Origin of the sequence: Oscillatoria sp. HE19RPO (genome assembly GCF_024220515.1) — a bacterium.
Lineage (GTDB): Bacteria > Cyanobacteriota > Cyanobacteriia > Cyanobacteriales > Laspinemataceae > Laspinema.
Genome location: NZ_JAMXOT010000061.1, coordinates 1 through 21,313, shown reverse-complemented (window position 1 = coordinate 21,313; position 21,313 = coordinate 1). Strand labels below are relative to the sequence as shown.

General features: G+C 50.3%; 10 protein-coding genes. 5 read left to right on the top strand and 5 right to left on the bottom strand.

What is annotated here, in order from left to right; genetic code table 11:
• Positions 1-143 precede the first annotated feature (143 nt).
• From NG833_RS06720 to cutA, 5 genes are all read right to left on the bottom strand, one after another.
• Positions 144-797, bottom strand: a complete 654-nt coding sequence (locus tag NG833_RS06720; protein ID WP_254564536.1) for a Uma2 family endonuclease — start codon at positions 795-797, stop codon at positions 144-146.
• A gap of 140 nt (positions 798-937) precedes the next feature.
• Entirely contained in the window at positions 938-1,651 is a 714-nt protein-coding gene (locus tag NG833_RS06715) for a Uma2 family endonuclease (RefSeq protein WP_254564535.1), read from the bottom strand.
• Positions 1,652-1,828: 177 nt separating this feature from the next.
• Entirely contained in the window at positions 1,829-2,044 is a 216-nt protein-coding gene (locus tag NG833_RS06710; RefSeq protein WP_254564534.1) for a high light inducible protein, read from the bottom strand.
• A 290-nt stretch (positions 2,045-2,334) separates the two neighbouring features.
• The gene (locus tag NG833_RS06705) at positions 2,335-5,199 is read right to left on the bottom strand and encodes a CHAT domain-containing protein (protein ID WP_254564533.1); all 2,865 of its coding nucleotides are present in this window, start codon (positions 5,197-5,199) and stop codon (positions 2,335-2,337) included.
• A 289-nt stretch (positions 5,200-5,488) separates the two neighbouring features.
• Positions 5,489-5,827: a divalent-cation tolerance protein CutA gene (cutA, locus tag NG833_RS06700; RefSeq protein ID WP_254564532.1), complete on the bottom strand. Its 339-nt coding sequence runs from the start codon at positions 5,825-5,827 to the stop codon at positions 5,489-5,491.
• Positions 5,828-6,279: 452 nt separating this feature from the next.
• On the opposite strand from cutA, the gene NG833_RS06695 reads away from it, so the two are divergent.
• The 5 genes from NG833_RS06695 to NG833_RS06675 all read left to right on the top strand — a co-directional run bounded on the left by NG833_RS06695 (position 6,280) and on the right by NG833_RS06675 (position 21,255).
• Positions 6,280-8,748, top strand: coding sequence for a hypothetical protein (locus NG833_RS06695; protein ID WP_254564531.1), 2,469 nt, complete (start codon positions 6,280-6,282; stop codon positions 8,746-8,748).
• Between the two features lie 215 nt (positions 8,749-8,963).
• Positions 8,964-9,488: a hypothetical protein gene (locus tag NG833_RS06690; protein WP_254564530.1), complete on the top strand. Its 525-nt coding sequence runs from the start codon at positions 8,964-8,966 to the stop codon at positions 9,486-9,488.
• Complete coding sequence (locus NG833_RS06685) at positions 9,485-12,163, top strand: hypothetical protein (RefSeq protein WP_254564529.1); 2,679 nt, start codon at positions 9,485-9,487, stop codon at positions 12,161-12,163. The genes NG833_RS06690 and NG833_RS06685 overlap by 4 nt, the downstream gene beginning before the upstream one ends.
• Before the next feature lie 6 nt (positions 12,164-12,169).
• On the top strand, positions 12,170-17,809 hold the full coding sequence (locus tag NG833_RS06680; protein WP_254564528.1) for a hypothetical protein: 5,640 nt from the start codon (positions 12,170-12,172) through the stop codon (positions 17,807-17,809).
• The gene (locus tag NG833_RS06675; RefSeq protein ID WP_254564527.1) at positions 17,806-21,255 is read left to right on the top strand and encodes a DUF11 domain-containing protein; all 3,450 of its coding nucleotides are present in this window, start codon (positions 17,806-17,808) and stop codon (positions 21,253-21,255) included. Before NG833_RS06680 ends, NG833_RS06675 begins: the two co-directional genes overlap by 4 nt.
• Positions 21,256-21,313 lie beyond the last annotated feature (58 nt).

The window sequence follows — 21,313 nt, the reverse complement described above, 5'->3', positions numbered from 1 at the left end:
AACAAATAAATCATCCTTGCTTTGATGCGATCGCACCTAACAAGGCTCTTTTAGCCCGCGCAGGCACCGCTTTGTCCGTGTAGCCCCAGGCTTGAGCCTGCGGGTTTTTTGAAGGTTTTATTTTTTGGAGTTCCCTTACTGACTTATGCCTCGGGTTCAACCCCTAACGCCCGTAACTGTGCGGCTAGGGTCTTTGCCCGTTCCCGTTCCTGTTGCCATGCCACACGCAACTCATCAGGCATCAGTAACCGTTCCCCGTTATCCCCGCGATAAAAGGCGATTAGCTTATCTTCTACGGCCAACCGTAACCCCAAAACGTGACTATAACTATCGGCGATCGGTTCATAAACACCCTGGTTGTTCAGACGATACCCCTGCAACTTTTCCGGTATCAATTCTCCCTTCGGGTCAAATGCCCAATATTCCTCAACCTCCATCTGTTCATAAATTACTCTCTTAAACTCTAGGTTATAGGCGCGGGTAGCCACGGAAGTCATCTCAAAAATTACCGAGGGCTTGGGGCCTTCTTCCCAAAGTTTATAATTATCCCGTCCCCCCGGTTCCACATTAAAAATCACCATGACATCCGGTGCCAGCCGAATCTGGGGAAACCCTTTGGAATAGTAGATAAACTGCTTGGCTAAAACCGTCACTTGACGACCGCTTAGGTATTGTCGCAACACCTCTAAAGTGACGAAAATTGCATAGATATGATCATAAGGTCTGGCCAGACGGTGCCCGTCCTCGCTGGGGTAATCCACCGGATTTTGTTGCTCAGTTGGTACCGTTTCAGTCATAGATTTAAGTTAATTTTATTGGGTGTTCAGTTGGATAAGTTGAGGTGGTTTTAGACTATTCCAGACTTTCACCCCTCCTTTATCAAAAAGTGTTTTAGCTCAATCTACAAGGTTGAGTTTAAACCCAACCTTGTGGAGTGTTATGCCTCGGGATCGATTCCTAATGCTCGTAATTGCGCGGCGAGGGCCTCTGCTCGTTCTCGTTCGCGATCGGCCCGTTCCCGTTCCAGTTGCGCCCGTTCCCGTTCCAGTTGCGCTTGTTCTCGTTCCTGTTGCCATGCCAAGCGCAACTCCTCGGGCATCAGTAACCGTTCCCCGGTATCCCCTCGATAAAAGGCGATCAGCTTACCTTCGACGGTCAACTGTAAACCCAAGGCGGTACTATAGCTATCTGCGATCGCCTCATACGCTTTACTGATTAAACGATACCCCTGCAACTGTTCCGGTATCCACTCTCCCCTCGGGTCAAATAACCAATATTCCTCCACTCCCAACTGTTCATAGAGGGTTCTTTTCACCTCCATGTCCTGCTTGCGGGTACTCGGTGAAGTCATCTCAAAAATCACCGATGGCACTTGTCCTTCTTCCCACACTTTATAATTATCCCGTCCCCCCGGTTCCACATTAAAAATCACCATCACATCCGGGGCCACCCGCATCCGGGGATGCGCTTGGGAATAGTACAGAAACTGGTCCCCTAAGACGGTCGCCTGACGACCAATTAGATATTGCCGCAACACCTCTAACGTGACCAGAATCGCGTAGAGATGATCATACGTTTCTGCCAAGGGTTCACCGTCCTCGCTGGGATAAATAACCGGAGTTTGTTGTTGAATTTCTAGTGTTCCAGTCATAGATTTAGGTGGATTTTATAGTGTTTTCAGTTTAACAATTTTAGGCAGTTCGAGACTATCACCGACTCTCCTTCATTCCTGAACAAATAAAAACGCACGAGTTGAGAGGACTCGTGCGTTGCAAAGGCTTGTCTATGAGAAAGTTGATTGGGAGATATCGAGCTAAAGCTCGTTATTTTATAAATTTTGTAAAAATCCGATTAACCCATTTTTACTTAAAACTTCAAAGGCGAGTAATGAAACAAAACCAATCATTGCTAATCTTCCGTTGAGGCGTTCGGCGTAGGGGGTAAATCCCGTGCGCGGGGTCTCATCCACGTACATTTTCGGCTCGATCGCAAAGTTGTTGAGTTTATCGCTTTCGCTGATCACGACTCCCTTTGTGGTGTTCATGGTTATTGGCTCCTTTAGTTGGTTTGGTGAACCCGTTGGTGGCTTATGTAAATAAATGTAACAGACATTATGAAGTTTTGCAACAATATTTCAGAAATTTATTAAAATTTATGAACTCTTGTTGACAACTAGCAACTTGTAGGGTAAAAAATAGCAGGATTAACGAGAACGTTATACCAAATCCGGTTATAAAAACTCGATTTTCTCTTTAGCCCGCGCAGGCACCGCTTCGTCCGTATAGCCCCACCCTTGAGGGTGTGGGGTTTTATAGCATTAATCCCCCAGAACGCTTACTGCCACTCGCCTTGTAAGGTAAAGGCCGCCCAGTAGAAAGGGGCCTGCCATCGTTGTTGTTCCCAGAGTTCGATTTGGGCCGATCGCAGGGCAGCCGCAGGAGTCAACCCTTGTTGGAGCATTTTCTGGTAAAAATTCACCATCAGCCTTGCGGTGGCTTCATCATCCACACTCCACAGACTAACCAAAACCCGAGGCGCACCGGCATACATAAACCCCCGGGTTAACCCCACCAGGCCCTCCCCTCGGATTTCCTGACCTAACCCGGTTTCACAGGCACTCAACACGATTAATTCCGCCGGTAAATTGAGGTTAAAAATTTCATGGAGGCGCAAAAACCCATTTAACGGTTCCCCCTGCTTATTTAACAGGGAAAACACTAACCCCGATAACTCCGGATTCACACTATTCAGCAATCCGTGGGTGGCAAAATGAACGATCCGATATTGACTCAGTTCAGGATTGGTCGCTGCTTCGCGACTGGCTTCAAACCCGAAAGCTTTTCTACGTTCGGATTCGGGAACTAGGGCCAGAATTTCCTCCGCTTCGAGTTTGGTATAGGGGAGACGGCTAAATTCGACTTCCGAGGCGCGAGTGCCGGTTTCCGATTTAGTCCCCAGGGTGAGGGACTCATCGGATGCATTCGGTTGCAGGCGATCGTCGTAGGGGGTAAACACCGGATCGGCGAGGACCGCTAGGGTTTTGCTGGCGGGGGTGCGTCCGGCTATTTCCTGGCGCAATACGGCCATTGTGGAGGCAGAAGGCAAGCTGACGACTTCATGTTTGACGATTAAAGGCAGGTAACTCTCGCTGTCGTCTGGCGGATTGGGGACGGCGAGGGCGGCGAAGGGGATATATTGCAAAGCGCCATCACTGACAATCAGCAGGCGCTTGTCATCGCCGAGGAAGTCGGCGGCGGGTCCGAGGACTTTCTCGCTGAGGGCGGCAGAGGTTTGGGTAAAAATCGATCGCCGGATCCGCAGACTAGGAATGGTGAGGGCGTTTCTAAACTGTTTGGCGGATTGTTCGATTTCTTCTCGGGGGGGTAGGGTGTAGCTGGTGAGGCTGGTTTTGGTAACCACCCACAGATAACTCCGTTCTTTGCCGAGGGAATATTCCAGGAGGATGGTGTCATCATCGAGGACTTGTTCCTGGATTTGGGTGAGGGTGAGGGGTTGGGGTTGGGTGAGGGCGGCGTAGCGGGGACTGGTGACGCGCAGCAGGGTTTGGACCCGCCGGTATTGGGTGAGGAGGTCCTCAATTTCGGCGCTGAGGGCGTCGGCTTGTTCGGGGGTATGGGGTCCGGAGAGGAGTTGGATGCGCCGTTCTTCTAGGGCGCTGAGTTGTTGTTGGATGCTGCGTTCGCGATCGAGGAGTTGGGGGTCAGCCCCTTGGCGGATGTCGGCGTTGGCTTCGTTGAGGATTTCCAAAAGACTGCGGGCACGGCCCTGTTCGCTGGCTTGGAGGGCTTTGGCGTCAAAGCCTGCGGTGGGCTGCTGTTGGTGCAGTTCCATGAGCAGGTCGATGTAGAATTCGTAGTAGTCCTGGACTTTGGCGAAGAAGGAGGCGCGGGAGTCCTGGCTGGCGACGTTGGTGCGAAGGTCCTCGGCGATCGCAATGGCGGTTTCGATTTCGGTGAGGGCGTTGTCAAGTTGTCCTTGTTGCCGCAGGGCGACTGCGATGCGGTAGCGGGTGAGGGCTTCTTTGGGCCGATCGCCGACGGATTGGCGCAAGGGGAGGGCTTGATTGTAGTATTCCAGGGCTTTGGAGTTGTCGCCGAGGGAGGCATAGACGAAGCCGATATTATTCAGGGTACTGGCTTCTCCCCGGCGATCGCCTGCGCTTTCCCACAAGGGTAATCCCTGGCGATAGATTTCTAAGGCTTGGGGATACTCGCCGTCTTTGGCATAGACGAAGCCGATGTTGTTGAGGGTGGTGGCTTCCCCTCGGCGATCGCGGGCTTCTTGCCACAGGGGAAGGGCTTCGTTATAGCGATCGAGGGCAGCTTGTTTGTCTCCTAATGCTTCGTAAACGTTGCCGATGTTGTTGAGGGTGAGGGCAACTCCAAAGGGGTCATCGAGTTCTCGATAGAGGGGAAGGGCTTGATTATAGTAGTCGAGGGCTTCTCGATATTGTCCTAGGTCGTCGTAGATTTTACCAATATTATTGAGGGTGACGGCCACTGCCGAGCGATCGCCTGCTTCTTTCCACAGGGGGAGGGCTTCGTTATAGGAATCGAGGGCTTGTTGATATTCCCCTAGGGCATCGTAAACCGCCCCCCGTTCTATGAGGGCAAAGGCTTCTGCACTGGGGAGTTCGAGTTTTTGATACAGGTCTCGCGCCTGATGATAAGCGTCCAGGGCGGGGGTAAAGGTTCCCAGTTCCGCATAGCTGCGGCCTAGGTTAAAGAGGACGTCTGCAACGCCGGGAAGGTCTTCTACGGCTTGTTTGAGGGTGAGGGCTTGTTGGAGGTAGTCGAGGGCTCCTTGGGAGTTGCGGGAGGCTGTGGCGACGAAGGCGAGTCCGATTAGGGTTTCGGCTTCTAAGGATTGATTGCCGAGTTGTTGATAGAGGCTGCGGGCTTCTTGCAGTTTGGCGATCGCAGCGATGAGGGCTTCTGGGGTGCCTTCTAAGAAGAGTTGCTCTCCTTCCTTAAAGGCGCGACTGGCTTGTTCTTCTAAGCTGTCTGGGGTGGTGTTCTCGGGAGATTCGGGGAGGTTTCCCACAGGGTCAGTCTGGGGGGCTGCTGCGGCAACTCCAGGGCAGATCAGGAGGCTTAACCCCAGGGTGAGGTGGAGGACTGCCCGGGGGAGACGGTCCTGGTATGGGTTGTTCTTGATTAGGTCTCCTCGATCGCTCATAAGGGGTTGGGGTTAGCAAGGATTGAGGGTGAACTGTTGGGTATGAAGGGGGGCGTGATTTTTTCGTTCCCCTAGGGGTTGCCTTCGGAGGTTTCTTTTTTATACCCCATTCCAGGATAGGCCGCTCTATGCCTATGGGGGTATTATAGTTCCTGTTTTCAGGACTGGGAACGACTGCCACGGGTGTTGGGGATTCTCTCTCAGGGGTGGAATTGCACCTAGGATGATTTTTCCCTGGGGGACCGATTCTTGGCCTCAATTCTCTTTCTTCCGGATTTGAAGATATTTTTCAACCTCTCACAACAGACTCGCTAATCCAATTTAAGTAAGGCGTAGAACCTGCAATAATTGGAGTGGCAATTATTTCAGGAACTTCATAAGAATGTAAGGATTTGACCGTTGATTCTAATCGGGCAAATTGACGCAAATCGGTTTTGATTGTGAGTTGCCATTCTTCTTCTTTATTGATTGTTTCTCTCCAAGTATAAATTGAATGAATAGGGGTCAGGCTCACACAGGCGGCTAATCGTGATTTGACTAGGGCCTCTGCGATCGCCGAAGCTTCGGTGCGCGAGGGGGCAGTGACCCAGACGATGCCATATTCCGGTTCATCACTACGGTTTTTCATGGGTTTTTTTCCTGGATTTGGCTGGACTGGCTAGGCTTTCCCGCTTTGATTGCAGAAATTTTATCGAATTTGGGAACAAATTCGAGGTTAGGGCGTCTTATATTCATTACTTTATTCAATCATCCGGATGAAAATTATAAAATCTTTGTAAAGAAATATTAAAGCTACTTGACATCACTCAGAGCGCTTGGGTTAAATATAGGTCAATGTGAATCCAAAGATTAATTAAGCTAAAACAATAAAATGTTTAAACTTTTTCAATGGAATCAAAACAGATAAATAAAGGGGTTTGAGTTTAGGGACCCTGATATCTTTAGTTTAAAGTTTATTTTTTGCCAGACCAAGCCATCGCTTTTTTCCCCTATTCAGGGAATGATTTTGACTCAGCTTGAAGGCATGAGCATCAGGGGCATCTAACTGAATCTACCAGTTACTCCAGGGTCATTTTTATTGTGGAATCCACTCAATACGCTGGAAAGCAACGGGCCAAGCACCCCTATTTAATTAGGATATTGTTGCTGGGAGGAATCGGCATTTGGCCGCTATTTTTAGGCGTCGCCTTGCCTGTGTTTGCTCAACTGACTCCAGCAGGAACCCCCATTGAAAACCGGGCGACGGGGAGTTTTGAGGACCCGCAAAATCCGGGGATACCCATTGAAGTTGAATCCAACACGGTTACGATTACCGTGGCGGAAGTTGCTGGAATTACCGTCCAAGCAACGGGAATTACGGACGACGATGGGGACGACAGAATCGACGTGGGGGACCTGCTTTACTTTCAATATGAGGTCACCAATGTGGGGAATGACCCCACTCGTTTTCGCATCCCCAATTCGGCCAATATCACCGGACCTGGAACCCTCGCGGGTAATGTGGAAATTAGTACCGATGGGGGTCAAACTTGGATTCAGGTGACGGGAACGGAACTGATCTCCCCCTCGGTCCCGGCAGGGGGTAGTATCCTGGTGCGAGTCCCGGTCACGGTTGGTCCTGATGCCGGGGTGGGCAGCGAAATTGCGGTTCAACTGGGGAATACCCCCGGGGATGAGCAGAATGTCTCCCAAGACCCTGGGGTAGGGGATCTTTATACCGTAGATAACCCCAATGGATCGGTGCCCGGGGAAGTGGATGGACCGCCGGTGAATGGCACAAGGGGGGCGAGTGCGACCCAAAGAACGACGGTGCAAGCAGTGCCTTTAGCATTGCCGGCCCTGTATAAAACTCATGGGACGCCGATTGAGGTGAATAATCCGGCAGATCCGTCCGATGATGTGATTCCTTATCAACTGACCTTGGACGTGCGATCGCAACTGCCGCCGGGAGTCACTGGGTTTGTGCCGGGAGATTTAGCGCCGAATGAACGCTTCCCCATTAATGTCGATGGGAATCTGGTCAACCGGATTCTGATTTCTGATGCGATGCCGGTGGGGACTCAATTGGTGCTGGATTCGGCAGTTGCACCCCAGGGATGGCAAGTGGTGTTTACAGCAGATGATCCCAATAGTGCCAATCCCTTGCAAGCGAATTGGCGGACCGATGTGGCCGCAGTGGGGGGAGTTGCCAATGTGCGGCGCGTGGGATTTATCTCCGAAGCGACCATTGCCCAAGGCACTCAGGTGAGCGGATTTGAGTTTAAAGTCGTCACGAGCAATATTGCGCCAGGGACAACGGCGATCGCCAATATTGCCCAGGTATTTGGGGGGACTGCTGGCAATCCGGACCGCTTGGTGTATGACGAATCCGGAGACCAAAATCCCAGTAACTTTAATGATGATGGGACATTACCTGTCCTTGATGCCGACGGGAATCCCGTTGTCTCCTCCGGGGTGGCGAATCCAGCAAACGATGGTCAAGACCCGAACAATAATAATACCGGCGTCGGACCGGGAGGGGAAGCGAATGTGGTCACCCTACCCTTTGCTCCCACAACGATTATCAATGGTCCAATTGGGACGCCCGGGGCCGTGGGTCCCACGGATCAAGATGACAGTTTCACCAATAATGCGGTGATCCCGATTCCGCCTAATTTAAGACCGGGAGAACCCATTTCCCCGGTCCCTCCGGGAGATTTTGGCAATACGGTGGTGAATCCCACGGGTCAACCCCTGACGATCGCCCCGGTTAACCCCAGCGATCGCAACTCGTTACCGCCAGGGACAGTTGTCACCATCACCTATGGGGGCCGAACCGTCACCTATGTTTACGATCCAGTCACCGGATTTACGACCTCAGATCCACCGATTATTATTCCCGGGGAAGTCTCTCCGGCAGACTATCAAGTTCAGATTCGATTGCCCACCGGGGAAGTAAATACCGAATATTCAGTTCCGATCGCCGCCTTTGTCGATACCGATGGCAACGGGAGTTTTGATCAAGGGGAAGACGGGGCGACCACAATTAACCGGGTTTATACCGGGTTTATCGAGACGATTAAAGAATCGCGCCTCCTCAAAGGAACGGGACCCGATGTGCTCCCGGGACAGGAGGTCTTTAGTACCGAGGTCAAAACCCCCTCCCCAGGCAATATCATCGAATATCGCTTGACTTACAATAACTTTTCCACGGTTGGGGGTCCGGGGAATGTCACCCTAACCGCCCGGAATTTGGTGATTACCGAAGATGGCACAACTTATGACCCGGTGACCAATACTGCCGGAAATAATTGGGCGTTAGATACGGATAACCTCGATGAGGATAACAATCCGACGACGGGAATTGATACCTCTCATGTGATTGGGTCTGCGGTGGATTCAACTGGGGGAGACATTCAGTTGTTCCGGGGAAGACCTGCAACGACACCCACCGGGGAACAAAGCGGGACAACGGTGGAGACGGATGTCACCCGATATGTCGTGCGAGTGCTTCAGGAAATTGCACCGGGAGAATCAGGAACCTTTACATTTCGCCGCCGGGTGAATTGACCAGGGTCATTGGTCATTGGTCATTGGTCATTGGTCATTTGTCCTTGGTCATTGGTCATTGGTCATTCTTATGACAAACGAAAATTCTCAATTATCCATTCTCAATTATCAATTATCTCAGTAATCAGGGGGGGAAGGAAATGCAGGAAAACCCGTTAGCAATTTTAATGATAACTTTGGGCATGATAGGGAATCTGTCATGGACGGGTTTGGCAATGGCATCCGTTTCACCCTTGGGGGAGACGGCCAATGCTACCGGGTCCTGTGACCTCACCGGGTCCTGTCCACTGTTCCTCACCCAAGGCAACCGGGTTGCCATTCGTCTGCAACTCTATCTGAGCAGAACCGTTGAAGATGAACAGGGGAATGTCAATACTGAATGGGTAGAACTGCCTGCTGCTGCATCGGTACAACCGGGAGAGGTCCTGCGCTATACGATCGCCGCCCAGAATCAGAGCGATCGGGCGATCGCCAACTTCATCCTCACCCAACCCATCCCCGATTCCGTCGTTTATATCCCTGACTCCTCCCAAATCGATACGGATGCCGAAATTACCTACAGCATCGATAACGGCGAAACCTTTACCCTGAATCCCACGGTGGAAGTCACCTTAGAGAATGGAGAAGTGGAAACCCAAAGCGCACCCCCTGAGACCTATACCCACCTCCGTTGGACCTTGACCAATCCCCTGCCACCCAGCACCGTTGTAACCGGACAGTTTGAGGTGCGGGTGCAATGAAGCATCAACAGTCTGGAGTGAGCAACTCCAAATCCACAGTTAGGACTCGTTCCCTCTTCTGGGCAGTCACTGCCACCCTCCTCACGGGAACGGTGGGGACTCTGTTTCTAAAAACCGGCGGTTTTACCCCCGTCTCTGCTCAGGATAATCCCCAATGTGTGGTTCCAGGATACTTGCTGCAAAATGAAGCATCCTATAGTTACAGCAGCGATGGCATCAACCAAATTGAATCGATTACCAACCCCATTACAGATGCGGTGGTTGGGGGAGGACCCGTTACCATCAATCCCGGTGGAATTCGGGATGGGGCAAATAATCGCGTTTCCGGTGCTTTTGCGGGTGCATTAGCGGATGAATTAATCACATTGGGATTTACCCAAGCAGAAGCAACTCGGGCGGTGATTGCCGTCACCGTGACTTTGGCGCAGATGCCGGTTGAGTCGAGTTTCCGAGACGTGGCGATCGCCACTCGAACAGCGGTATTCCAAGCAGTTCCGGGTAAAGCCTCTACGATTGCTCGACTGCAACGCTCAGAAGCACAAGAAACGGCGATCGCCCTAACTGCCGAACTCTCCAAATCCATCCTCCAAAGCGATGGACTCACCGAGGCAGAAGCAGAAACCGTCTCCCAACAACTGATCTCGACCATTGTCGCCGCAGGAGATAATGCACCCATCGATGACACCTTCCGCGCCGCATTTCAGGCAATGGTTGCTGCCGTCCCCGATCGCGAAACTCTCCTGCGCGACCTTGGCGAAGACTTTGTAGAAGAAATTCGCAACCTCCGCAACGGCGTTCGCAGTGGCATCGAACAAGGGGATGTACTGTTCTTTGACTTCACCCTGAATAACCCCACCGATAGCGCCCTGCGCTTCCAAATTCCAGACGCCAACGCCGTTCAAGAAGAAACCACCAACGGCATTGTCCGTGGGGTGAGTTATTCCATGATTGGCAGTGGCAGCGATGTCTTCCTCGTTCGCGATTGCTTCCCAGAACCGGAACCGGAAGAACCTGGACCTGTGGTGATTACTCCGGCACCGGATATCGACCCCGAACCCCAACCGGGAGAACAACCGCCACCGGAAGAACAACCGCCATCGGGACCTCCACCGACGATTACTCCGGCACCGGATATCCAACCCGAACCCATTCCCACCCCTCCCACTCCCCCCCAACCCCAACCCCAACCCCAACCCCAACCCCAACCCGTCACCACCCCAACGGATGTGATAGTGCCCCCCGGTGGCGGTGTCCAGATTGTGGTTGAGGTGGAAGTTGGACCGATTCCTCCCGATGGCGGTGGGGTAACGGTTAATATTCCCTCCGTCGAGACTCCCGAACAACCCCCCACCCAACAAACCGTGATTATTACCCCCACCCTGCCAGGAGAACCGGGGAGGGACGGACTGGGACGGATTACCGGATGCGCCGGAGAACTCTTACCGGACTACACCGGATTCAGAGTTGGACTCTACCAACCCAACCCTGCCGACCCCACGGGAGGAATTCAAGGGGTTGTCTCCTTGACTCCCACGGATATCCGTCAGGGACTCTCGCCGAACCTGGAAAATGCCAACCCGTTCTTCCTGACGAATGGAGAACAAGGCACTTACAATTTCCTCCTGGATGTTTCCCGAGGTCAACTGGACCCCGGACAGCAATATATTTTCCTAGTCACTCCTCCTAGTGGGAGTAACTACGCGGAACGTCGTATCCGCCTGGATATCGTTGCCAACAATAATGGCATCGTTTCCTATACCGCCACCGCCTTGGATGGTCGTCCTCTGAATGTGGTGACTAATAGCACCGTTGCGAATGGGACCATTGATATTCGCGATCGCCAACAAGTCGGATTGAACCTCGGCACCTTCGACTTAACCACCAGTCTGTGCGAAGCGCAGGAAATCCAAATCGACAAAACCGGCGATCGCATCGCTGCCGAACCCGGCGATACCGTCATCTATCGTCTCGCCATCCGCAACCTCGCCAATACTCCCGTTACCGGCATCATCGCCGCCGACTTCCTCCCCCTCGGATTCCAATTCCGCGAGGATTCCGTCCGCGCCGAAATCTCCGGTCAGCGAATTGGCATCACCTCTAGTCATGATGGACGTTCCATCACCTTCGATGCCTCCAACGTCACCATTCCTCCCACGGAAGTCCTCAATATTGCCTACGCGGCACGCATCACCCCCGATGCCTTGCGCGGTAATGGTCGCAACTCCGCCTTTGCCAATGGTCAGCGGGTCGATACCGGCATCCAAGTTCAAGATGGTCCGGCGATTCACTCCCTACGCATCGACCCCGGAATTCTCTCCGACTGCGGCACCTTAATTGGTCGCGTCTTTGAGGACTTCAACGGCGATGGCGAACAACAACCCGATGAACCCGGTATGCCGAATGCGGTGATTTTCCTCGATGACGGCAACCGCATCATCACCGATGAACAAGGGTTGTACTCCGTCTCTAATGTCCTCGGTGGATATCGCACCGCCACATTAGACCTCTCTAGCGTTCCTGGATACACCCTCGCACCCAATGAGTTTGTGAGTGAACGGAATAGTCTATCCCGTCTCGTGCGCCTCGAACCCGGGGGTATGGCACGGGTGAACTTTGCTGTAACCCCCGCTGCGGAGGAAAATCCTGCCTCCACCGTCGGTCAAGAAGGAGGTTAATTTAAAATGCAGTTTTGTTATTTGTCATTTGTCATTTGTCCTTTGTCCTTTGTTACGGGAACAGGTGAAACCTTGTCCCCCATTCAAACAACCCTGGGAACTCCCTTCCCTCAAATAGTCGCCAATTCCTCTAACTTGTCCATCGTCTTCGGGGAAAACCACCCTAACATCTTGTTGTCAACAGAGGATTTGCAATCTGCAACAAACTCCGATGGAAAGTTATCAGAAATTCAGACAGGACTCACCCACGAGTTCCATCTCTGTAGTGGCGATTCGAGAATCGCCAGTCCAAATGGTATTTTGCCTCCCAATCTGCCTCACTCCTGTCAAACAACCCTGGGAAATGCGTTCCCTGAAATAGTTGCCGATGCCGATAACTCGTCCAATGTCTCAGGGGAAAACCACCCCAACATCTTGTTGTCAACAGAGGATTTGCAATCTGCAACCGACTCCGATGGAAAGTTATCGGAAATTCACACTGGACTCACCCACGAGTTCCATATCTGTAGCGGCGATTCGAGAATCGCCAGTCCCAATGGTATTTTGCCTCCCAATCTGCCTCACTCCTGTCAAACAACCCTGGGAAATACCTTCCCTCAAATAGTCGCCAATGCCGCTAACGCGTCCAATGTCTCAGGGGAAAATGACCCTAACATCTTGTTGTCAACAGAGGATTTGCAATCTGCAACAAACTCCGATGGAAAGTTATCAGAAATTCAGACAGGACTCACCCACGAGTTCCATCTCTGTAGTGGCGATTCGAGAATCGCCAGTCCCAATGGTATTTTGCCTCCCAATCTGCCTCACTCCTGTCAAACAACCCTGGGAAATACCTTCCCTCAAATAGTCGCCAATGCCGCTAATGCCAGCAATATCCTAGGGGAAAACCACCCCAACATCTTGTTGTCAACAGAGGATGTGCAATCTGCAACGGACTCCGATGGAAAGTTATCGGAAATTCAGACAACTTTTGGAAATGCTGTCCCAGAAATAGTCGCCAATGCAGATAACTCCTCCAATATCTCAGGGGAAAATGACCCTAACATCTTGTTGTCAACAGAGGATGTGCAATCTGCAACGGACTCCGATGGAAAGTTATCGGAAATTCAGACAACTTTTGGAAATGCTGTCCCTGAAATAGTCGCCAATTCCTCTAATTCCAACAATCTAGGGGAAAACCACCCTAATATCTTGTTGTCAACAGAGGATTTGCAATCTGCAACGGACTCCGATGGAAAGTTATCGGAAATTCAGACAACTTTTGGAAATGCCTCCCCAGAAATAGTCGCCAATGGGGATAACTCCAATGTCTCAGGGGAAAACCACCCTAATATCTTGTTGTCAACAGAGGATTTGCAATCTGCAACGGACTCCGATGGAAAGTTATCGGAAATTCAGACAACTTTTGGAAATGCTGTCCCTGAAATAGTCCCCGATGCCGATAACTCGTCCAATGTCTTAGGGGAAAATGACCCTAACATCTTGTTGTCAACAGAGGATTTGCAATCTGCAACGGACTCCAATTCCTCTAATGCCAACAATCTAGGGGAAAATGACCCTAACATCTTGTTGTCAACAGAGGATGTGCAATCTGCAACGGACTCCGATGGAAAGTTATCGGAAATTCAGACAACGGATCCTGAATTAGGGCCAATCTTCCCGATCGCCTCCAGTCACCCTCGGATGTTTTTGTCTCCGGAAATCATCCAAAATTTAGGGTTGCTGGAAACCACAAGAAATTTTGGGGAGTTCCGGGAATCGTTTGATATATCTGAGTTTTACGACAAAAATAATCGGGATACTATAGCTACAAATGACATATCAAATGTAGCATTTTTGCTGAATACAATCCAAAACTTGTGCAAAACGGGAGATTTTTGCCCCGATCGCCCCGAGGGTAATGTCATGACAACTGTCATGACAAATGTAGCAGTTTCAAACAACAATGTAGTCCAATTCACCCCTTCAACTGTCTCCTCATTCGTAGACACAGAAGAAGCGCAAGATGTCTATCCCCTGAAATCGGCAATATGGGTTGAAAACACGGAGTTTTCAAGGATTACGGATATAGTTAACCGACTGACAAACGTAGCGACAGTCAACAGTCGGGACTCATTAAATTTAGCGATAAATTTGGGTGCGGGAGAAACTTCGGGAAATTCCCAATTTCAGACAAACGACCCCCTTTCCCCCATTATAGCAGAAGGAAATCCAGGGTCAAGAGGGACTGGAGAAAATGTAGAAACTGCCAGAGAGGCGATCGCACAATCCGGGACTGGAATCGTCATTTTATCCCCCACCCCTGGGGAAGTCTTGCGGGTTCCAGCAACCCCGGTGGTGGTGCAGTTTCCGGAAGGGACCGAAATCGAACTCCTGGTAAACGGGAATCCGGTATCTTCAGAAGCAGTCGGACAAACGGAACTAGATAGTAATACCGGGATGGTGACGCAAACCTGGGTTGGGATTCCCTTACAAGCCGGGGAAAATGCGATCGCCATCCGCGTAGTTGGAGCAACCGTTAACGAAGCTTTAGTCACCGTAGTTGTCCCAGGAGGAGCGGCACAAATTGCCGTAGAAACCGTTGAGAAAAGAGTGCCTGCCGATGGCCGGTCCATTGTTAATATTCAGGGACGGTTATTGGATGAAAATGGGAAATTAGTCGAACGGGATACAGAGATTACCCTCAGTGCCAGTGCGGGAGAATTTGTTGGGGAAGAGCTAAATCCTGAGCGTGCTGGATTTCAAGTGCCCGTGATTGCTGGGGAATTTACCGCACAGTTGCAGTCGCCTTTAGACGCGCAAACGGTGAGAATTCGTGCCTCCACAGATACGGAAACGATCGCAGGGCGACCCCTAGAAGCATTTACGCAAATGCAGTTTGATACTTACCTCCGTCCGAGTTTAGTCACTGGGGGAATTAACCTGCGATTTGGACGGCGAGGATTGGACTATTGGGGACGGTTGCGCGACTTTTTACCCCCAGATGAAAATAACGAGTTTAAATTAGATGTTACAGGTGCGGCGTTTGCTACCGGAGAGTTAGGGGGATGGTTATTTACGGGCGCTTATAATAGCGATCGCTCCCTCAATTGTGATTGTAGCGGTAACCGACGCCGGTTTTTTTCAGATACCCAATTTAGTGAGCAAAATTATCCCCTGTATGGAGATGCCTCAAGCGTTCAGGCAACTGCACCTTCTAGTGATAGTGTGTTCCTAAGATTTGAACGGTCCTCAGCGGAAGACAATGCGGGATTAGATTACTTTATGTGGGGAAATTATGGCACTTCAGAATTTGCCACCGAGTCCCAACAGTTCACAGCTTTAACCCGTGCATTACAGGGATTTAAAGGCAATTATAACTGGGGACAATGGCAAGTCAGCGCCTTATTTGCCAACGATGTTCAAGGATTTCAACGGGATGCGATCGCCCCCGATGGCACCAGTGGATTTTACTTCCTTTCCCAACGATTAGTCATCCCTGGCAGTGAAAATATCTTTTTAGAACTAGAAGAATTGGGACGTCCAGGAAATATTGTCCGGCGACAACAACTCAACCGAGGGTCTGATTATGAAATCGACTATGATCGCGGTTCCCTGTTATTCCGTCGTCCCCTCCTGCGAACCGATGTAGTCACCGTTAATGGGGTAGAAACCGTCGTTGCCAGACGGGTTGTTGCCACCTATCAACATGAAGACTTAGATGGCGATACTAACCTCTGGGGGGGACGAGTTCGCTATAACTTTTCCCGAGATTTCAATACCCCCGGATGGTTGGGTGCTACCTACTTGCGCCAAAATCAAGGCATCCGAGATTTTGAACTCTATGGTGCCGATTTCATGCTGACCTTTGGTCAAAAAGCCCCCCAAAAAGTCAATGACTATCGAGAAGGGGAAGTGCCGAATTTCAGAACCCCGGTCAGCGGCCAATTTATTGCCGAATACGCCCATTCCACCAACAATTCTGAACTTTTAGGACTCGTCACAGGAGAGGCGTACCGATTTGAATTAAATGCCATTGGCGGACCTTTTTCCAGTCGCTTATATTATCGGACGACCGATGAAGGATTTGCCAATGATGCCACGGTGAGTTTTGTGCCAGGACAAACGCGGTATGGGGCGTTATTAAACAGTCGGTTAACGAATACAACCCTGTTACAGTTTGCCTATGACCATGAGAAAAACTTTGGCAATTCTCCCCGTCCAATTAGTGTGCTAGAGGATTTTTTAACCCCTCGACGAGAACCGATTCCCGGCAGTGCACTCAATAACTCCTTAACCACCATTTCTGCCGGATTGCAGCAGACCATTGGACGGGCAAACATCGGATTAGATTGGGTGTGGAGAAACCGCAAAGATGAGGCGGCAACGAGTCCTTTAGATGCGACCTCTTCTCAGTTGCGATCGCGCTTTTCTATGCCGCTTACTGATACGATTAGCATTCGGGCGCAAAATGAATTTAACCTTTTAAAAGAAGAGGATGTTGTTTATCCCGATCGCACCATCCTAGGATTAGATTGGCGCTTGGTTCCCGGAGTCACCCTAGAACTGAATCAAGTCTGGTTTACCGGCGGACAATTTGACGATAATTCCATTACCAGCGTCAACCTCAATGGGGATTATAACGTCACGGAAGATACCATCGTCACCGGACGCTATTCCTTTATTAATGGACAGACAATGGGGGCGGCATTAGGATTACAACATGGGTGGACAGTCTTCCCGGGATTTCGCCTAAATTTTGCCTATGAGCACGTCTTTGGTTCCCTGTTCAGTCGCACAGGTTCTGGCAGTCAATTTGCTCAACCCTCTGCACCAGGACAGAGTGCTGCGGCATTAGGAATCCGCAGCGGAGACAGTTACAGTGTGGGATTTGACTATACCGGAAATCCCGACTTTGCTGCCAGTGCCCGATATGAACATCGGTTTTCCAGTAGTGGCAACAATACAGTGATTTCCGCAGCAGCATCGGGAAGACTCACGGATTCCCTATCCGTTCTGAGTCGATATCAACAGGCATCGTCATCGAATCAATTGTTTGATGAAATGGGGGATACGGTTAATTTGCGAATGGGGTTAGCCTATCGGAATCCAAACAGTGATAAATTTAATGCGTTGTTGCGGTATGATTATCGCCAGAATCCAGCGTTGATACCAGATTCGATATTATTTGAGTCCGGGACGCGATCGCGAGACCATACCTTTGCTTTGGAAACCATTTATGCCCCGAATTGGCGATGGGAATTTTATGGAAAAACAGCTTTAAGGCAAAGTACCTCGTACCTCGCCGATGATTTAGTCGGGACCAGTTTAGTGTCCTTAAATCAGTTAAGGGCAACCTATCGATTTGGATACCGCTGGGATGTGATGGGCGAAGGCAGATGGATTCGTCAAACGAATGCGAATTATGATGAATGGGGAGTAGTGGCAGAGGTGGGATATTATTTGACTCCGGATTTGAGAATTGGGTTAGGGTACGTCTTCGGCAAAGTCAGCGATCGCGACTTCAATGGCGATCGGTCCGCCTCCGGTCCTTACCTAGGCTTAACCGTCAAATTAAACGAACTCTGGCCCGGATTTGGTCAAGTAATTCCCCCCGCAGCATCAGCAGTAGAAACCCCCATCCAGGAAACCGGAGGTGCAGAATGAAACCGACAAATTCATCTTGGAACATCCTGCATCGCTTCTTGTTTCTGTTGCCTTTTGCCTTCTGTTTCACCGCCCCCATTGCGCGGGGAGAAGGCAGCATCGACTTGATTAAAAATGGCGGAAATCGCCCATTATTAGAATTTAGAGAAACCGGGGGGTCAGCCGAGTTATGGGGACTTGACTTTAAAACGGTTATGAAAGTTTATGCCGAAGAAGGAGAAACCATTAACCTGGGTTCGAGTGCCGTCGGACTTGGTTCCGGAATCATTCGATATCGTGCCCCCAATAGTGATCCTAATGATGTACCCGACAATTGTGGTGCCACGGGTTTAATTACTGATTCTGACGAAGAAGCAGCCGGTCCCCTGCCTAATGTAGGAGGATTTACTCCTTGTATCATCACTGTCGGTCCTGGAGAGGCGGGGGTTTGGGAAATTGAGTTTGTCAGTCCAAATCCGGCTGCACCAGGTGGTGGACCGAATATTCCACTCACCGGATGGACTCAACTAGCAACTCACGGTCAAGTCATTGCTTGGGATATCACTGTTAGAGATGGTGGAGTTGACCAAATCGGTCGAGTTTTTTCTAATTCGATGGCGCTTAATATGGGATCGAATAACCGACGGGCTCGGTCTGATTTTTATATTCAAACTCGCCAGGGATATCAGTATTTTAGTGACCTCAATGGCATCGATCCAGCGGGATTTATCTTTTTTGCCAACCAAAAAGGATTTATTAACCCGGATGGAACTCCTCGTTATCAATCGGTTCCCATTCCGACTTTTCTGGATCCTGTCCCCGTAGAAGACCCCACGGACTTTGCCAATGATAATGTTACCCATAAAATTTTCCTGAATGAACCGGATACGACGATGCCACTGACGGCTAACTCTACGCGAGGCACCACTTGGTTATATCAAGCTGCCCCTCCCACTGTGCCAGAGGCCCAGAATTTTACTTTTACTGGGATTGAAGGAACGCCCAATCAAGCTGGAACTTCTCCTCTAGGCGGAAACTTTTCTTTTGATGTTCCCGCCAACTTTGAAGGAAGTTATGCGATTACCCTAGATCTCAACAATAATGGAACCTATGGGGATGGCATCGATCGCACCTTAGTAGGTCAATCGGTCGCTGGAATTACAAATACAGTCTTTTGGGACGGGCGAGATAAAAATGGCGCTTTGGTCCCGGCTGGAACTGTGTCCTACAATGCCACAATTACCTTAAATGCGGGAGAAGTTCACTTTCCCTTTTTAGATATTGAAAATAATCTAGACGGGATTATTATTCGGAATACGACCAGTAATAATGCGACCATTTATTATGATAACAATTACCCGAATGTAGAATTGAATGGCACTCCACCCGATCCTCTAACAGCTTTAGAAGGGGTCAATAGTGCCGGGGGAGCGCTTGCCTTTAGCGGTGGGTTTGGGAATAATAAGGGGCTTGATATTTGGAGCTATGTCCCATCTGCACCCCGGGAGGTGCGGGAGATTGTGCAAATTAAAGCGGCTGATCTACAGATTACGAAAAATGTGAGCAGTCCCGGATTGACCGATGGCCCAGTTACCTATACAATTCAAGTGACAAATGCGGGACCGAGCGATATTATTGAAGCCTCTCCTGCAACCTTCACGGATAATGTTCCGGCAGATATTATTAATGTGGATTGGACCTGTGAGATTACCACAGGAACGGGGTCTTGTGGTACAGAAAATGGAACCGGGAATACTATCAATGCAACCTTAGCCCTGAATAACGGTGCCGTCGCCACCTTTACAGTCACGGGAACTATCGCTCCCAATGCTCCAGAACCCGTCATCAATACAGCAACCATCACAAGACCCAATGATGTTACCGATCCCATGAATAACGATGGGATTGCCGACCCTGACCCACAAACCGGAGTTGAGCGGAATCGCAGCGAACAAGCGAGTGCCACAATTAACACATTAACCCCCGGAAATCCTCTGCTAGGGGTTGCCAAGCAATTGAACACGGTGGTTAATAATGGGGACGGCACTTATGATGCTACCTATACGATTCGAGTCGAAAACTTTGGTAACCTGGATATTCTCACCCTGCAAGTTACGGAAGATTTATTTGGCAATGCTGAGAGTACCTTCGCCAGTGCGGTTGCTGCACCGCAAATTATTACCGCACCCCAAATTGTGGCGGGGACTTTGACTGGGGTTAACCCTGACTTTAACGGGAATGGGGATAAAAATTTATTGTTGGGAAGCGAAACCTTACCTGTGGGAGAAAGTATCGATATCACTTTCACGGTGCGGGTGACTCCGGGTTCGCAACTGGGTCCTTATGAGAACACTGCCACCGCAACAGGGACTTCTCCTGGGGGTACTGTGGTGAGTGATGACTCCACCGATGACGAGAATCTGAACCCAGACACTAATAACGATGACGATCCGACGAATGACACGACTCCAACTTCGGTCACTTTCGGCGAAGTGCCGCTGATTGGGGTGGCGAAGGCAGCGGGAACTCCCACGGATAATGGCGATCGCACTTTTACCATTCCCTATACCCTAGTGGTCCGCAATTATGGGGATGTTCCTCTGAATACTGTGCAGGTGACGGAAAATCTCAATGAGACTTTTTCCAATCTCACTTACACTCTGGAACCGAATTCCCTCTCCAGTCCAACTCTCACCGTTAACCCCAGCTTTAATGGCGATACAAATATTAATCTCCTGGCAACAGGCAATACTTTAGCTGTGGATACAGAGGCCACGATTAATTTTGCGGTGCGTGTTACCCCAGGCAACAATCTCGGTCCTTTTAATAATCAGGTGACTGCTTCTGGTGTCACTCCTGGGGGTACGGGGGTTAACGATTTGTCTACCAATGGCTCAAATCCTGATGGGAATAATAGCGAGGATCCGACGGATAGTAATGAAATCACCTCGGTGACGTTACGCGGCAATCCCAATCTGGAATTAGAAAAGCGGATTACTCGGGTGAATGGCGCGGTTGTGGGTCAGAGTGAGAATCTTGCGGATTGGCCTACTAACTTTGTGCGAGGTGTTGCCAGTTCCAATACGATTCAACCGGGAGATGAAGTGGAATATACAATCTATTTCCTCTCTTCTGGAAGTGGACCGTTAGAGAATGCAATGGTGTGCGACCCGTTGCAAGATTTTCAAACCTTCCGCACGGATACTTTTAATGGTCAAACTCCGACAGAAGGAACATTTGGGGCTGAGGTGGGGATTGCGTTGGCGTTAAATCCTCCGAACCCGGATTTACCGACGGCCTATCTGCGAAGTGCGAACAGTGCTAGTAACCGAGGCCGGTTTTATCCTTCGGGAACTGCAACTCCGCTAATTTGTGAGCAAAATGTGAGGGGAGCAGTGGTAGTGGACATTGGAGAACTCGGGGTGGGTGACTATGGGTTTATCCGCTTCCGCGTTACAATAGATTGATGGAGTGTTCGGGAGGATACGATCGCCCTGTCCAGGTGTATTTATAGTAGGGGCGCAA

Coding starts and splice junctions, on each gene's coding strand:
- NG833_RS06720 (WP_254564536.1), bottom strand. CDS start 797: ATGACTGAAACGGTACCAACTGAGCAACAAAATCCGGTGGATTACCCC.
- NG833_RS06690 (WP_254564530.1), top strand. CDS start 8,964: ATGGCATCCGTTTCACCCTTGGGGGAGACGGCCAATGCTACCGGGTCC.
- NG833_RS06710 (WP_254564534.1), bottom strand. CDS start 2,044: ATGAACACCACAAAGGGAGTCGTGATCAGCGAAAGCGATAAACTCAAC.
- cutA (WP_254564532.1), bottom strand. CDS start 5,827: ATGAAAAACCGTAGTGATGAACCGGAATATGGCATCGTCTGGGTCACT.
- NG833_RS06715 (WP_254564535.1), bottom strand. CDS start 1,651: ATGACTGGAACACTAGAAATTCAACAACAAACTCCGGTTATTTATCCC.
- NG833_RS06685 (WP_254564529.1), top strand. CDS start 9,485: ATGAAGCATCAACAGTCTGGAGTGAGCAACTCCAAATCCACAGTTAGG.
- NG833_RS06705 (WP_254564533.1), bottom strand. CDS start 5,199: ATGAGCGATCGAGGAGACCTAATCAAGAACAACCCATACCAGGACCGT.
- NG833_RS06680 (WP_254564528.1), top strand. CDS start 12,170: ATGCAGTTTTGTTATTTGTCATTTGTCATTTGTCCTTTGTCCTTTGTT.
- NG833_RS06675 (WP_254564527.1), top strand. CDS start 17,806: ATGAAACCGACAAATTCATCTTGGAACATCCTGCATCGCTTCTTGTTT.